Here is a 13248-nt window from a genome sequence, read left to right as displayed (position 1 = left end):
CGGGCGGCGGCGTCGGCTACCTCTACGCCACCGGCAAGATCGGCTCCGGTGCGTCGGCCGCCGTCCCGGCCGCGAACAAGCGCGAGGTCATCGCGGTCCACCTGCACGACCTGAACAAGAACGTCTACAGCGCGCTGCTGATCTCCGAGCCCTCGCCCGCCAAGGGCGTCACGCTGCTGCTGCCCGGCACGCTCGGCGTCCCGCAGGACGCCGGCAGCGGCCTGCTGGCGCTGAACTCCGCGGTCGACTCCATGGGCGCCTACGGCACCCGGACCGGCATCAACAACCTGCTCGGCACGGACATCTCCGCCACCTGGAACATCCAGACCCCGTTCCTGCAGAACCTGGTCGACATCGTGGGCGGCGTGAACATCGACTCCGACGTCGCGGTGAGCCTCGGCGGCAAGCAGGTGATCAGCCCCGGGAAGAACACCGCCGTCAACGGCGCGGCGGCGATGGCCTTCGCGACCTACAAGGCCAAGGGCGAGACCGACCAGACCCAGCTCAACCGCTTCGGCGTGATGCTGCAGGCGTTGATCACCGCCATGCCGACGGACCCGACCGCCGCCGCCTCGAAGATCACGCACATGGGCGCCGTCGAGGACCCCTCGCTCAGCGACGACGCCCTCGGGGCGCTGCTCGCCAAGCTCTCCACCGACGCCCGCGGCGGCGCCTACTCGACCGAGACGCTCCCGGTGCTCGGCAACGGCACCCTCGGCTCCGGCGCCGGGGCGATGGTCAGCGGACTGCTCGCGGGCAAGGTCAGCAGCGAGAGCGGTCAGACCGCGCCCCGCGTCCAGGTCGTCGACGCCAGCGGCAACCCCAAGGCGGCCGAGTACGCGCAGGCGGCGATCACCAACTCCGGCGACGTGGTGCTGCCCGGCACCACCAAGGCGGCGACCCGCAGCACCTCGGTGATCGAGTACGGCGACGACACCCGCCTCGCCGACGCGAAGGCGCTGGCCGCCACGCTCGGCCTGCCGGCCTCGGCCGTGAAAAAGGTCACGTCCCCGCTCTCGGTGGACCTGTTGGTGGAGCTCGGCCGCGACTACAAGGCCAGCGCCTGAGCTCGGCCGAGGTCGGGGCGGGCCCCGGGCCCAGGGGTCGTGGCGGCGCAGGGACACAGGCGCGCTGAGGCCGCGGGAGAGGCCGCGAAAGAAAGGCTTTCGCGGCCTGTCGGCGGTTCGTGAGATCCTGGATGCATCTGCCCCCCGACGGAAAGCATGCTGTGACCGCAACCGACCGGGCCCTCGAACTCGTCGCAACGGCCGCCCAGGCCGCCGCGGACAAGCTGGCCCACAACATCATCGCGTTCGACGTCAGTGAGGTCCTGGCCATCACCGACGCCTTCGTGCTCGCCTCCGCGCCGAACGACCGGCAGGTCAAGGCCATCGCGGACGAGGTCGAGGAGCGGCTCGCCGTGGAGCGCGGGGTCAAGCCCGTCCGCCGCGAGGGCGAGCGCGAGGGCCGCTGGATCCTGCTCGACTACCTGGACATGGTCGTCCACGTGCAGCACTCGGAGGAGCGCGCGTACTACAGCCTGGAGCGGCTGTGGAAGGACTGCCCCGAGATCGAGCTGCCGGAGGACGCCAAGGCGAGCCGCAAGCGCGCCGAGGAGGCCGCCGCGGCCGACGGCGAGCCGGTGGCCCAGCCGGCCGAGTTCGCCCACGTGGAGGCGGTCCTGGCCGCCGAGGCCGCGAAGGCGCGGCGCTGAGCGGCCGGGTCGGCGGGCGCCGTGTCGTCTTCTGGCGGCACGGCCAGACGTCGTGGAACCTCGAGGGCCGTTTCCAGGGCAGCACGGACATCCCGCTGACCGAGACGGGCCTCGCTCAGGCGCGCCGCGCCGCGCGCCTGCTGGCGGCGCTGAGGCCGGACGCGATCGTCTCCTCCGACCTGCAGCGCGCCACGGCGACGGCCCAGCAGCTCGCGGAGGTCACCGGCCTGCCGGTCAAGCACGACCCCGGCCTGCGGGAGACCTACGCCGGCACCTGGCAGGGCCTGACCAACGCCGAGATCCAAGCCAAGTACGGCGAGGAGTACCGGCTGTGGAAGATGGGCGAGCCGGTCCGCCGCGGCGGCGGCGAACTGCACACGGAGGTGGCCGACCGGGCCGTCCCCGTGGTCCTGGACGCCGTCGAGAGCCTTCCGGAGGAGGGCACCCTCGTCGTGGTGAGCCACGGCGGCACCATCCGGATGGCGATCGGCCGGATGCTGGACCTGCCCGAGCACAGCTGGGAGGCCCTCGGCGGCCTGTCCAACTGCTGCTGGTCGGTGCTGGGCCGCGGTTACCGCGGCTGGCGCCTCGAGGAGCACAACGCGGGGACGCTGCCGGAGCCCGTGATGGGCGACGACACCTGACGGACCTGGGGGCCGTGGGGCCGGATTTCGCAGTTCGGCCCCACAACCGCTAGAGTCTTCTTCGTTCGCGGGACGCGGAAGCAGCCGGGAACGAAGCAGGGCAAGGGGCTGTAGCTCAGTTGGTAGAGCGCTTGCATGGCATGCAAGAGGTCCGGGGTTCAATTCCCCGTAGCTCCACGCAGGACGATTGACACGCAGGACAACTGGATAGATCACGGGGCTGTAGCTCAGTTGGTAGAGCGCTTGCATGGCATGCAAGAGGTCCGGGGTTCAATTCCCCGTAGCTCCACACTCACGGAACCCCCGGCTTCGGCCGGGGGTTCCGTCGTTTCGGCGAGTGCGGGTCAGTGGGTGTGGTCGACGACCGGCAGACCCGGGTTGGCCTGGAGGAACGCCACGCGCTCGCGCGTCTCCTCGTCGTTCGGGGTGTAGACGACCATGCGGGCCGTGGGCATGCCCAGCACCTGGAGGTTCGTGGCCGTCATCCGCAGCTCGCCCACCGAGCCGTGCCGGAAGACCTTCAGCCGCGAGGAATGCAGCGCCACGTCCTGCTGCGCCCAGAGCCTGGCGAAGTCCTCGCTGGCCTCGAGGAGGTCCGCGATGAACCCCTCCCACTCGGGATCGCCGAGGTGCTCGGCGTAGTTGGAACGCAGCACCGCGACCATGCGCGGCAGCTCCTCGTCCCGGTTGACGAAGGCGCTGCAGCAGTCCGGGACCACGGCCGCGGCCCACAGCGAGTTGTTCCGGTGGGTGTCCGTGAGCGTGGCGCCCGGGAAGATCGTCTCGTAGGCCGCGTTCCAGCGCAGGATGTCGTAGCGGGCGCTGCTGATCGCCGCGGGCAGCGGGTCCAGCGCGTCCAGGATGGCCTGCACCTGCGGCTGGGTGGCGCACTCCAGCGAATCCGGCACGGCGGGACGCAGCCCGGCCAGCCGCAGCAGGTGGGCCTGCTCCGCGATGTCGAGGCGGAGCGTGCGGGCTATGGACTGGAGCACCTGCTCGCTGGCGTTGATCGGACGCCCCTGTTCGAGCCAGGTGTACCAGGTGACCCCGACACCGGCGAGCTGCGCCACCTCCTCGCGTCGCAGGCCCGGCGTGCGGCGTCGCAGGCCGGGCGCGAGGCCCACCTGCGCGGGCGTGACCCGCGCGCGGCGGGTCTTGAGGAACTCGGCGAGCTGCGCACGGCGGTCGAGCGTGACGGTCGTCATGCCCCTATCGTGCCCGAAGGGTCCGACAGTTCCGGAGGCTTCCTGGTACCGCCGGTACCAGCACCGACGGGCTCTCTCCACGGCGCACGCGAGGCCGGGAGGGTTGACCCATGACGATCTCTCAGCACGAGCGCGTCGCAGTCCGCTCCGCGTCATCCGTGTCCGCCGCGCCCACCTCGCCCGTCCCGTCGTCCGCACCCGCCGCGCCACCCGTCCGCACCCGGGCGGGCGCCAGACCGGGCCTGCTGCTCGGTCTCGTGCTCACCGGCCAGTTCATGGGGCCTGGTGTTGCTGGCTCTGGCGATCGGCGCCCTGGTGGTCCCGCTGGTCCTCGGCCACGACGAGGGGTGGTCGGCGTGGTGCTGGGCGCTGCTCGGGGCCGGCGTGGTGCTGTTCGCGGCCTTCGTGCTGGTCGAGCGGGCCGTCGCCGCCAAGGGCGGCCACCCGCTGATCCAGCCCCGGGTGCTCCCCGCGCCCGGTCTGGCCCCGGCCGCGGGGGCGATCTTCCTGGTGATGACCGGCGTCGCGGGCTTCTCGTTCGCCGTCGCCCTCGCCCTGCACCTGCAGGCCGGCCTCGGCGCGAGCGCGCTGCGCAGCGGCCTGACCGTCGCGCCGACGATGCTGGGCTTCGGTGTGGCGGGTCTGTGGTGGCGGCGGCTCCCGCAGCGCCTGCACGGGCCCCTGCCGCTGCTGGCCCTGGTCGTCGGCGCGACGGCGTTCGCCGTGGTGGGTCTGCTGGCCCGCGACGGCCACGCCGTCTCCTGGACGCAGCGTGCCGCGCTGCTCGTCGTCGGGGTCGCGGGCGGCTGCGCCTACAGCCCCCTGTTCGCCCGTGCGCTGGGGAGCGTCGCACCCGAGCACGCGGCGGACGCCAGCGGCGTGATGGTGACCGTCCTGCAACTGGGCCAGGTCGTCGGCGTGGCGGCGCTCGGCGCGCTCTTCCTCTCCCGGGTCCACTACCCGGCCCCTGGCCCGGCCGCCTCCGGCGCGGCCCTGGCGGTGACGCTCGGAGCGGTGGCGCTGCTGATGCTGGGCGCGGCCGTGCTGGTCAGGACGGTGCGCGGTGCTCGGGGGTGAGCGAAACGGATTGGTCGACGCCCTCGGGGAACGTGTACAGTTAGGCACGTCGCCGCGAGGCGCACGGGGCTATAGCTCAGTTGGTAGAGCGCTTGCATGGCATGCAAGAGGTCTGGGGTTCAATTCCCCATAGCTCCACAGCAGGCTTCGAGGGCCGGTGTCCAGGAACGGGCACCGGCCCTCCGGCGTTCCCCGGCCGCGTCCCCCTGGACGATCACGTCCGACCGCGACAACAACCCGATCTGATGAATAATCAGCAGATCATCGGAGCGATCGGCTGCACCCCTGCTCAGAGGCCCCTCCCGCTGCGCATCCTCCCCTCGACCGCGTACCGACACGGCGCGCAGACGAGAGAGGTGTTGCTTCGATGCGTCCCACCAGGAGGCTGCTGACCCTGACCGCGGCTCTGCTCTGCGCCGGGCTCACGGCCGCCACCGCGCTCCCCGGCGGAGCGGCCGCCGCGGACCGCGCCCGCCCGGACCGGGTCCCGCTGCCCGGCACCGCGCCGGTCTGGACGACGGCCGCGGCCGTCGACCAGGGCGTCGTCCCCGGCGCCTCCAGGGTCGTCGCCCGGGTCCACCTCGCGGGCCGCGCGCGCCAGGCGCTCGCCGCCGAAGCCATGGCCGTCGCCGACCCCCGATCGAGCCGGTACCGGCACTTTCTGACGCCCGGCCAGATCAGCGAGCGCTTCGGCCCGACCCGGGCGCAGGTCGCGGCGGTCACGGCCTGGCTGACCGGCGCCGGGTTCCGGGTCACCGGGAGCAACACCCATTACCTCCTGGTCCAGGGCGACGCCTCCGCCGCCACCCGGGCCTTCGGGGCGCACCTGCACGCGTACCGCAAGAACGGTCACGTCTACACCGCGCCCGACGGCCTCACCACCGTCCCCGCCGCCGTCGCGGGCGACGTGCTCTCCGTCACCGGCCTGGACTCCTCCCCGCACCAGGCCCACCACGGCCCCCGCGACGTCCTGCCCGGCCCTGCCACTGCCTTCGTCAACGCCCCGCCGATGTCGGACTACTACGGTCAGCAGCCCGCCACGACCCTGCCCAAGGCCTACGGCCAGGTCATGCCGTACGTGACCAAGGGGTACACCGGAGCGCAGCTGCGCTCCGCCTACGGCGCCGCGGCCAGCGGGCTGACCGGAGCGGGCGCGAGGATCGCGGTCGTCGACGCCTACGACTCGCCGACCCTCGCCGACGACCTGACCCGGTACGCGTCCGCGCACGGCGACGCGCCCTACGCCGCGGGCCAGCTCACCCGCGTCGACGCCGCCGCCTGGACCAACACCGAGACCCCCTCCACCACCGCCCCCGACGGCTGCGGCGCCAGCGGCTGGTACGGCGAGCAGACGCTCGACCTGGAGGCCGCCCACGCGATGGCCCCCGCCGCGAAGCTCACCTACGTCGGCGCGGCGTCCTGCGGCGACACGGACCTGATCGACGCGCTCAACAAGATCAACGACGGTCACCTCGCCGACATCGTCAGCGACAGCTGGGGCGAGCCGGAGCTCGCCAGTGATCCCGCGATGGATCCCGTCTACGACAAGATCTTCACCACCGGCGCACTGGAGGGCATCGGCTACTACTTCTCCAGCGGGGACGGCGGGGACGAGAAGGCCGCGACCGGCTCGAAGCAGACCGACATGCCGGCCTCCAACCCGTGGGTGACCGCGGTCGGCGGCACGTCCCTCGGCATCGGCGCCGACGGCCAGTACCTCTTCGAGACCGGCTGGGGCACGGACAAGGCGCCGCTGGCGTCCTCCGGCACCGCGTGGACCTCCCTGCCCGGCACGTTCCTCGCGGGCGCGGGCGGCGGCACGAGCTCGCGGGTCGCCCAGCCGACCTACCAGGCGCCGGTCGTCCCGAACACGCTGGCGGACTACTCCGGCGCGAAGCACCGGGTGCTCCCCGACATCGCGGCGGTCGCCGACTCCAGCACCGGCTTCCTGGTCGGCCAGACGCAGTCCTTCCCCAACGGCACGACGGCGTACAGCGAGTACCGCGTCGGCGGGACGAGCCTCGCGGCGCCGGTGATCGCCGGCATCCAGGCCCTCGCCCAGCAGGCGGCCGGCGGCCCGCTCGGCTTCGCCAACCCGGCGATCTACGACCGCTACGGCACGCCGGCGCTGCACGACGTCACGGACTCCCCGTACGGCACGAACGTCCGGCTGGCGGTGGTGCGCGTGGACTACGCCGACAACGTCGACGCCACCAAGGGCACGGTGACCTCGCTGCGCACCATGGGCCTGGACTCGTCCCTCCAGGCGACCCAGGGCTACGACGACGTCACGGGCGTCGGCTCGCCCGCGGCGGGCTACATCATCTCGTTCAAGCCGAACGGCGGAGTGAAGTCGGCGAGGTAGTGGCACTACGCCAGGGGCGCGGGGAACTGCGCGAGCAACCACAGCCGTGCGGACGGCCCGGCGCGGTCGGGGCTCCACGTGGGTGGGTGCTTGTCGCGCCCGAGCGGCGAGGCCGCACGTCGGTACGGTCCCGCGCCCCTGGTGTGCTCCCCCGCTTGCCCATCGTGACCGCCTGCTACCCTTGCGCCATGCGAACTGCGCGCCTGCTCCTTAGCCGGCCGCGCTGACAAGGACCGGCCTGCTCGAAGCCACGATGGCCGGAGTCAGCGTGGCGACCCCTCCTGCACGAGGGGTTTTTTCGTTTTCCGGCGCACGAACACACTTCCGAGCTGGCACCCCTGGAGTCTGAGGACGATGAGCGAGAGCACCTCCGAGGCGGCTGCGGCCGCTCCGTACCGGTACACCCACGCCCTGGCGGCGCAGATCGAGGCCCGCTGGCAGGACCGCTGGGAGAAGGACGGCGTCTTCGCCGCCCCGAACCCGGTCGGGCCGCTGGCGGAGGCCGACGCCGCCGGCGCAGCCGACAAGCCGCACGCGTTCATCATGGACATGTTCCCGTACCCGTCGGGCGCCGGCCTGCACGTCGGTCACCCGCTGGGGTACATCGCGACCGACGTCTACGCCCGCCACCTGCGGATGACCGGTTTCAACGTGCTGCACACGATGGGCTTCGACGCCTTCGGCCTGCCGGCCGAGCAGTACGCGGTGCAGACCGGCACCCACCCGCGGGTGACCACCGAGGCCAACATCGCCAAGTACCGGGAGCAGCTGCGCAGCCTGGGCCTGGGCCACGACCTGCGGCGCTCGATCTCCACGATCGACCCGTCGTACTACAAGTGGACTCAGTGGATCTTCCTGCAGATCTTCAACTCCTGGTACGACCCTGAGGCGCGGGCCGCCCGCCCGATCTCCGAGCTGATCGCGAAGTTCGAGTCCGGCGAAGTGGCGACCCCGGACGGCCGCGCCTGGTCCGCGCTGACCCCGGCCGAGCGGGACGAGGTGCTGGGCGAGTACCGGCTGGCCTTCGTCAAGCAGGCGCCGGTCAACTGGTGCCCCGGGCTGGGCACCGTGCTGGCCAACGAGGAGGTCACCGCCGACGGTCGCTCCGAGCGCGGCAACTTCCCCGTCTTCAAGGCCAACCTGCGCCAGTGGATGATGCGGATCACCGCCTACGCGGACCGCCTGATCGACGACCTGGATCTGCTGGACTGGCCGGAGGCCATCAAGCTGCAGCAGCGCAACTGGATCGGCCGGTCCGAGGGCGCCAAGGTCGACTTCAAGGTCCACACCACCGAGGCGGGCGACGGCGAGGCGGCGATCACCGTCTTCACCACCCGCCCGGACACCCTGTTCGGCGCCACCTACATGGTGCTGGCGCCCGAGCACGAGCTGGTCGACTCGATCGTGCCCGCCGCCTGGCCGTCCGCGGATCTGCCCGCCGAGTGGACCGGCGGCTACGCCACGCCCACCGAGGCCGTGGACGCGTACCGCCGCCAGGCCTTCGCCAAGTCGGACGTGGAGCGCCAGGCCGACGCCAAGACCAAGACCGGCGTCTTCACCGGCGCCTACGCGGTCAACCCGGTCAGCGGCGAGCTGGTGCCGGTCTTCATCGCCGACTACGTGCTGATGGGCTACGGCACCGGCGCGATCATGGCCGTCCCGGCGCACGACAGCCGCGACTTCGCCTTCGCGCGCGCGTTCCAGCTGCCGATGCGCTGCGTCGTCCAGCCGTCCGACGACCGCGGCACCGACCCGTCGACGTGGGACGACTCGTTCGACTCCTACGACGCCGCCCTCGTCAACTCGAAGAATGACTTCATCTCGCTGGACGGCCTGGGCGTCGCCGACGCCAAGAAGGCCATCACCGACTGGCTGGCCTCCCAGGGCATCGGCGAGGGCACCGTCAACTACAAGCTGCGCGACTGGCTGTTCAGCCGTCAGCGGTACTGGGGCGAGCCGTTCCCGATCGTCTACGACGAGGACGGCGTCGCGCACTCGCTGCCGCAGTCGATGCTGCCGGTCGAGCTGCCCGAGATCGAGGACTACTCGCCGCGCACCTTCGACGCGGACGACGCGAACACCCAGCCCGAGACGCCGCTGTCGCGCGCCGAGGAGTGGGTCAACGTCACCCTGGACCTGGGCGACGGTCCGAAGCAGTACCGCCGCGAGACCAACACCATGCCCAACTGGGCGGGTTCGTGCTGGTACGAGCTGCGCTACGTCGACCCGGAGGACGACACCGAGGTCGTCAACCCGGTCAACGAGGCCTACTGGATGGGCCCGACCGAGGCCAAGAAGGCCGGTGGCGTCGACCTGTACGTCGGCGGCGCCGAGCACGCCGTGCTGCACCTGCTGTACGCGCGCTTCTGGCACAAGGTGCTGTTCGACCTGGGCCACGTCAGCTCCTGCGAGCCGTTCCACAAGCTGTTCAACCAGGGCATGATCCAGGCCTACGTCTACCGCGACGAGCGCGGCTTCCCGGTCCCGGCCGCCGAGGTCGAGGAGCGCGACGGCGTCTGGTACTTCGAGGACAAGGTCGTCAGCCGCGAGATCGGCAAGATCGGCAAGTCGCTGAAGAACGTCGTCGCGCCGGAGGAGGTCACCGGCGAGTACAGCGTCGACACGCTGCGCCTGTACGAGATGGCCATGGGCCCGCTGGACGTCTCCCGTCCGTGGGACACCCGCGCGGTCGTCGGCTCCTTCCGCTTCCTGCAGCGCCTGTGGCGCACCATCGTCGACGAGGAGACCGGCGAGGTCGTCGTCACCGACGAGACGCCGGACGAGGAGACGCTGCGCGCGCTGCACCGGGCGATCGACGGCGTCCGCACCGACATGGCGGGCCTGCGGTTCAACACGGCGGTAGCCAAGGCCACGGAGCTGAACAACTTCCTGGTCAAGCGCGGCTCCACGCCGCGCGTGGTCGCCGAGCAGGCGGTGCTGCTGGTCGCCCCGCTGGCTCCGCACATCGCCGAGGAGCTGTGGGAGAAGCTGGGCCACGAGGAGTCGCTGACCTACGCCCAGCTGCCCGAGGCCGACCCGGCGTACCTGGTCGAGGACTCGGTGACCTGCGTCGTGCAGATCAAGGGCAAGGTCCGCGCCCGGCTGGAGGTGCCGCCGGCCATCGGCGACGCCGAGCTGGAGGCGCTGGCGCTGGCCGACCCGGCCGTCGTGGCCGCGCTGGGCGGGGCCGAGGTGCGCAAGGTGATCGTGCGTGCGCCGAAGCTGGTCAACATCGTCGTATGAGCGTGGATCGGGCCGGGGCGGTCCCTTTCGGACCGGCTCGGACCGGCTCGGACCAGCTCGGATCGATGAGGAACTGATACTGGAAGGGACGGGTCCGCCTGTCCCTTCCGGTCTCCCGGCAGGTAACCTCCAGGCCATGTCCGTCGCCATCCTCACCGACTCCACCGCGTATCTTCCGGAGGAGGCGGTGGCCCGCTACGGGATCTCCGTCGTCCCGCTCAGCGTGGTCATCGGCGACGAGGTCCTCGCCGAGGGGACCGAGATCTCCCCGGCCCAGGTCGCCGCGGCGCTTCAGCGCAGGGCGCCGGTCACCACCTCCCGCCCCAACCCCGAGGCGTTCGCCGCGGCCTACCGCGCGGCGGCGGAGGCGGGCGCGAGCGAGGTCGTCTCGCTGCACCTCTCCGCCGCCCTCTCCGGGACCTACGAGGCGGCGCTCCTCGCCGCCGAGGAGGCCCCGCTGCCGGTGCGGGTCGTCGACACCCGCATGGTCGGCATGGCGCTCGGCTACTGCGTCCTCGCCGCCGCCGAGACCGCGCGCAGCGGGGGCACCGCCGACCAGGCCGTCGAGGCGGCCACCGCCCGCGCCAAGGAGACCGCGGGCCTCTTCTACGTCGACACCCTGGAGTACCTGCGCCGCGGCGGGCGCATCGGCGCGGCGCGGGCCATGCTCGGCTCCGCGCTCGCCGTCAAGCCGCTGCTGCACCTGGCGGACGGTCAGATCCAGCCGCTGGAGAAGGTCCGCACCGCGAGCCGGGCCATCGCCCGGCTGCAGGAGCTCGCCGTCGCCCACGCGGGCGCGCGCGAGGTGGATCTGGCGGTCCACCACCTCGCCGCCCCCGACCGGGCGCAGGCCCTGGCCGAGCGGCTGCGGGAGCAGGTGCCGCAACTGGGCGAGCTCGTGGTCTCCGAGGTCGGCGCGGTCATCGGCGCACACGTCGGCCCGGGGCTGCTGGCCGTCGTGGTCTCCCCGCGCTGAGGCCTACTCGCCGGGCGGTCAGGTGCTGCGTGCACGACGTGGGTTGACCGGCGACTGGGCGGGCATCCTCCCGGCAACTGCATCCTTTGGGACACATGGGGCATGCGGGGAGGAGAGGGCCATGGCGTTCGTCTGCCCTGACTGCGGGATGGCCGAACAGGTCGTCAAGCTCGACCACTACTACCTGGCCCTGCCCGACGGCAGCGCGCTCAAGTCGTCGTTCGCGCCGCCGGGCGGCCGCACCGCGAGCTACGGGGCGCCGCTGCTGGTCGGCGTCGTCGGCGCCTTCTTCGTGATCGACCACGCCGTCGTGCTGGGCCTGCTGCTCCTGCTGACGGCCGGGGTCGTCGGGCTGGTCGTCTCGCGCGGCGTCGACGAGGCCCGCAGGGCGAGGGTGACCTGGGAGCGGCAGATGTTCTGCCGTCACTGTGCGATCTGCTTCGTGCCGGAGGATCCGGCCGGGTAACGCCTTCGGGTGAGCGGGTTTTCCACAGGGGCGGGTTTTCCACAGGTCGTCAGCTCGGGTGGGACGTCGGTGCGTCACGGCTCCTAACGTCGGGCGCATGCGAACCGCCCTCACCCCAGCGGCCCGGGCCCGTCGCGAGGCGACGACGGCCCTGGTGCGCCACCGCGTCGACACCCTCTTCGGCCCGCGGGACCCCTTTCCCGCGGCCACGGCCGTGGCCACGGCTGCGCCTCCACCGGCGTCCGCGCCCACGGCCGTTCCCGCGCCTCTGCCCGCGCCTGTGCCGGTGCCTGTGCCGGTGCCTGTTCCGGTGTCCGAGGTGACGTCGGTGCTGCCGCTGGCCGCGCCGGACCGGTCACGGGCGCGCCCGCCGCTCGCCTCCTCCCTCGCGCTCGCGCTGAAGGAGCGCTGGGACCTCGACCGCCGGGCGCTGCTCGGGCTGGCCGTGCTGCTCGTGCTGGCGTTCGGCTACGGTGTCCAGCACTTCTGGGCGGGCCGTCCCGAGCCCGTCGCCGTCCCCGCCCCGGCCGTGGAGGGGACGGCCGCGGTGGGGGCGGCGTCCCCCTCGTCCGGGTCCGCCTCCGGGTCCGCGTCCGGGGCTGCGCCCGGCGGCCCGGCGCCGAGCAGCACCGCCATCGCCCAGCTCGTCGTCGACGTCTCCGGCAAGGTCCGCAATCCGGGCCTGCGCACCCTGCCGCCCGGCTCCCGGGTGCAGGACGCCCTCAACGCCGCGGGCGGCCCGCTCCCGGGCACCGACCTGACGGGCCTCAACCTCGCTCGCAAGGTCGGCGACGGCGAGGAGATCATCGTCGGCGGGCCGGCCCCCGGCCCCGGCCCCGGCGGAGCGGCCCGGGCCTCCGGCCCGCTCAGCCTCAGCTCGGCCACGGAGGCCCAGCTCGACGCGCTCCCGGGCATCGGCCCCGTGCTGGCCCAGCGCATCATCCAGTTCCGCGAGCAGCACGGCGGCTTCCAGTCGGTCGACCAGCTCCGCCTCGTCCCCGGCTTCGGCGAGCGCCGCCTCCAGGACCTCCGCGCCCAGCTCCGGCCATGACGCAGCGGCACGAGCAGCCGCCCGCCGGGCAGGGGCCGGGCGGCGCGGAGGACCGTCCCTTGGACTGGCGGCTGGTCGGGCCGGCGGTGGTGGTGTGGGGGATCAGTGCCGCGCTGCTGCCGTTGCGCGGCGCGCAGGCCGGGTGGGTGTTCGGGGCGGCGGGCGTCGCCGTGTCGGTCGGGCTCGGGCTGCTGCTGGTGGGGCGGCTGCGGTGGCGGGTGCGTTCGCGGGTGCTCGCCGCGCTGCTGCTCAGCGCCGCTGCTGCGGCGGCCGGCACCGGGCTCGCCGGGGTGGCGCTGACCCGCGGTCCGGTGCCGCAGCTGGCCCGTTCGGGCCGCCCCGCCGAGGTGCGACTGACGGTGACCACCGACCCGGAGCGTCGCGCCACCGACGGGAACACCGTGCTGCGCGCCGTCGTCGACGGCGTGGCGGGGACGGCGACGAGCACGCCGGTGCGCGTGGTGGCGCGCGGACCGGCCGCGGGGGAGTGGCGGGCGGCTGCTGCCC

10 protein-coding genes, 3 tRNA genes and 1 pseudogene are annotated in these 13248 nt (G+C 72.9%); 13 read left to right on the top strand and 1 reads right to left on the bottom strand.

Features of this window, described 5'->3' with window-relative positions:
* The 5 genes from TR48_RS17155 to TR48_RS17135 all read left to right on the top strand — a co-directional run.
* A partial coding sequence (locus TR48_RS17155) for an LCP family protein (RefSeq protein ID WP_042367975.1) occupies positions 1-1067 on the top strand: 1067 nt, incomplete at its 5' end.
* Positions 1068-1228: 161 nt separating this feature from the next.
* Positions 1229-1714 (top strand): ribosome silencing factor, encoded by a 486-nt coding sequence (gene rsfS / locus TR48_RS17150; protein WP_042367973.1) that lies wholly within the window; start codon positions 1229-1231, stop codon positions 1712-1714.
* Positions 1711-2358, top strand: coding sequence for a histidine phosphatase family protein (locus TR48_RS17145; protein WP_042368038.1), 648 nt, complete (start codon positions 1711-1713; stop codon positions 2356-2358). The genes rsfS and TR48_RS17145 overlap by 4 nt, the downstream gene beginning before the upstream one ends.
* Before the next feature lie 104 nt (positions 2359-2462).
* Positions 2463-2535: transfer RNA gene (locus TR48_RS17140), tRNA-Ala, on the top strand.
* Between the two features lie 39 nt (positions 2536-2574).
* Positions 2575-2647: transfer RNA gene (locus tag TR48_RS17135), tRNA-Ala, on the top strand.
* A 55-nt stretch (positions 2648-2702) separates the two neighbouring features.
* Here TR48_RS17135 and TR48_RS17130 read toward each other — a convergent pair.
* Positions 2703-3563, bottom strand: a complete 861-nt coding sequence (locus tag TR48_RS17130) for a helix-turn-helix transcriptional regulator (RefSeq protein WP_042367971.1) — start codon at positions 3561-3563, stop codon at positions 2703-2705.
* A 285-nt stretch (positions 3564-3848) separates the two neighbouring features.
* Here TR48_RS17130 and TR48_RS17125 point away from each other — a divergent pair, with 285 nt between their 5' ends.
* The 8 genes and pseudogenes from TR48_RS17125 to TR48_RS43305 all read left to right on the top strand — a co-directional run.
* Positions 3849-4640: an MFS transporter gene (locus TR48_RS17125; protein ID WP_152628010.1), complete on the top strand. Its 792-nt coding sequence runs from the start codon at positions 3849-3851 to the stop codon at positions 4638-4640.
* A 65-nt stretch (positions 4641-4705) separates the two neighbouring features.
* Positions 4706-4778, top strand: a tRNA-Ala gene (locus TR48_RS17120).
* Between the two features lie 229 nt (positions 4779-5007).
* Entirely contained in the window at positions 5008-7005 is a 1998-nt protein-coding gene (locus TR48_RS17115) for a S53 family peptidase (protein WP_084729496.1), read from the top strand.
* A gap of 354 nt (positions 7006-7359) precedes the next feature.
* Complete coding sequence (gene leuS, locus TR48_RS17110) at positions 7360-10248, top strand: leucine--tRNA ligase (RefSeq protein ID WP_042367969.1); 2889 nt, start codon at positions 7360-7362, stop codon at positions 10246-10248.
* Between the two features lie 136 nt (positions 10249-10384).
* Positions 10385-11224: a DegV family protein gene (locus tag TR48_RS17105; RefSeq protein ID WP_042367968.1), complete on the top strand. Its 840-nt coding sequence runs from the start codon at positions 10385-10387 to the stop codon at positions 11222-11224.
* Between the two features lie 121 nt (positions 11225-11345).
* Positions 11346-11690: a hypothetical protein gene (locus TR48_RS17100; protein ID WP_042367965.1), complete on the top strand. Its 345-nt coding sequence runs from the start codon at positions 11346-11348 to the stop codon at positions 11688-11690.
* A gap of 310 nt (positions 11691-12000) precedes the next feature.
* Complete coding sequence (locus TR48_RS17095; protein ID WP_236652184.1) at positions 12001-12741, top strand: ComEA family DNA-binding protein; 741 nt, start codon at positions 12001-12003, stop codon at positions 12739-12741.
* Positions 12738-13248: pseudogene (locus TR48_RS43305) on the top strand (hypothetical protein); the annotation flags it as partial. The gene TR48_RS17095 and the pseudogene TR48_RS43305, both read left to right, overlap by 4 nt.

The organism is Streptacidiphilus neutrinimicus (assembly GCF_000787815.1).
GTDB lineage: Bacteria > Actinomycetota > Actinomycetes > Streptomycetales > Streptomycetaceae > Streptacidiphilus > Streptacidiphilus neutrinimicus.
This window is presented reverse-complemented; position numbering and strand designations above follow the sequence as displayed.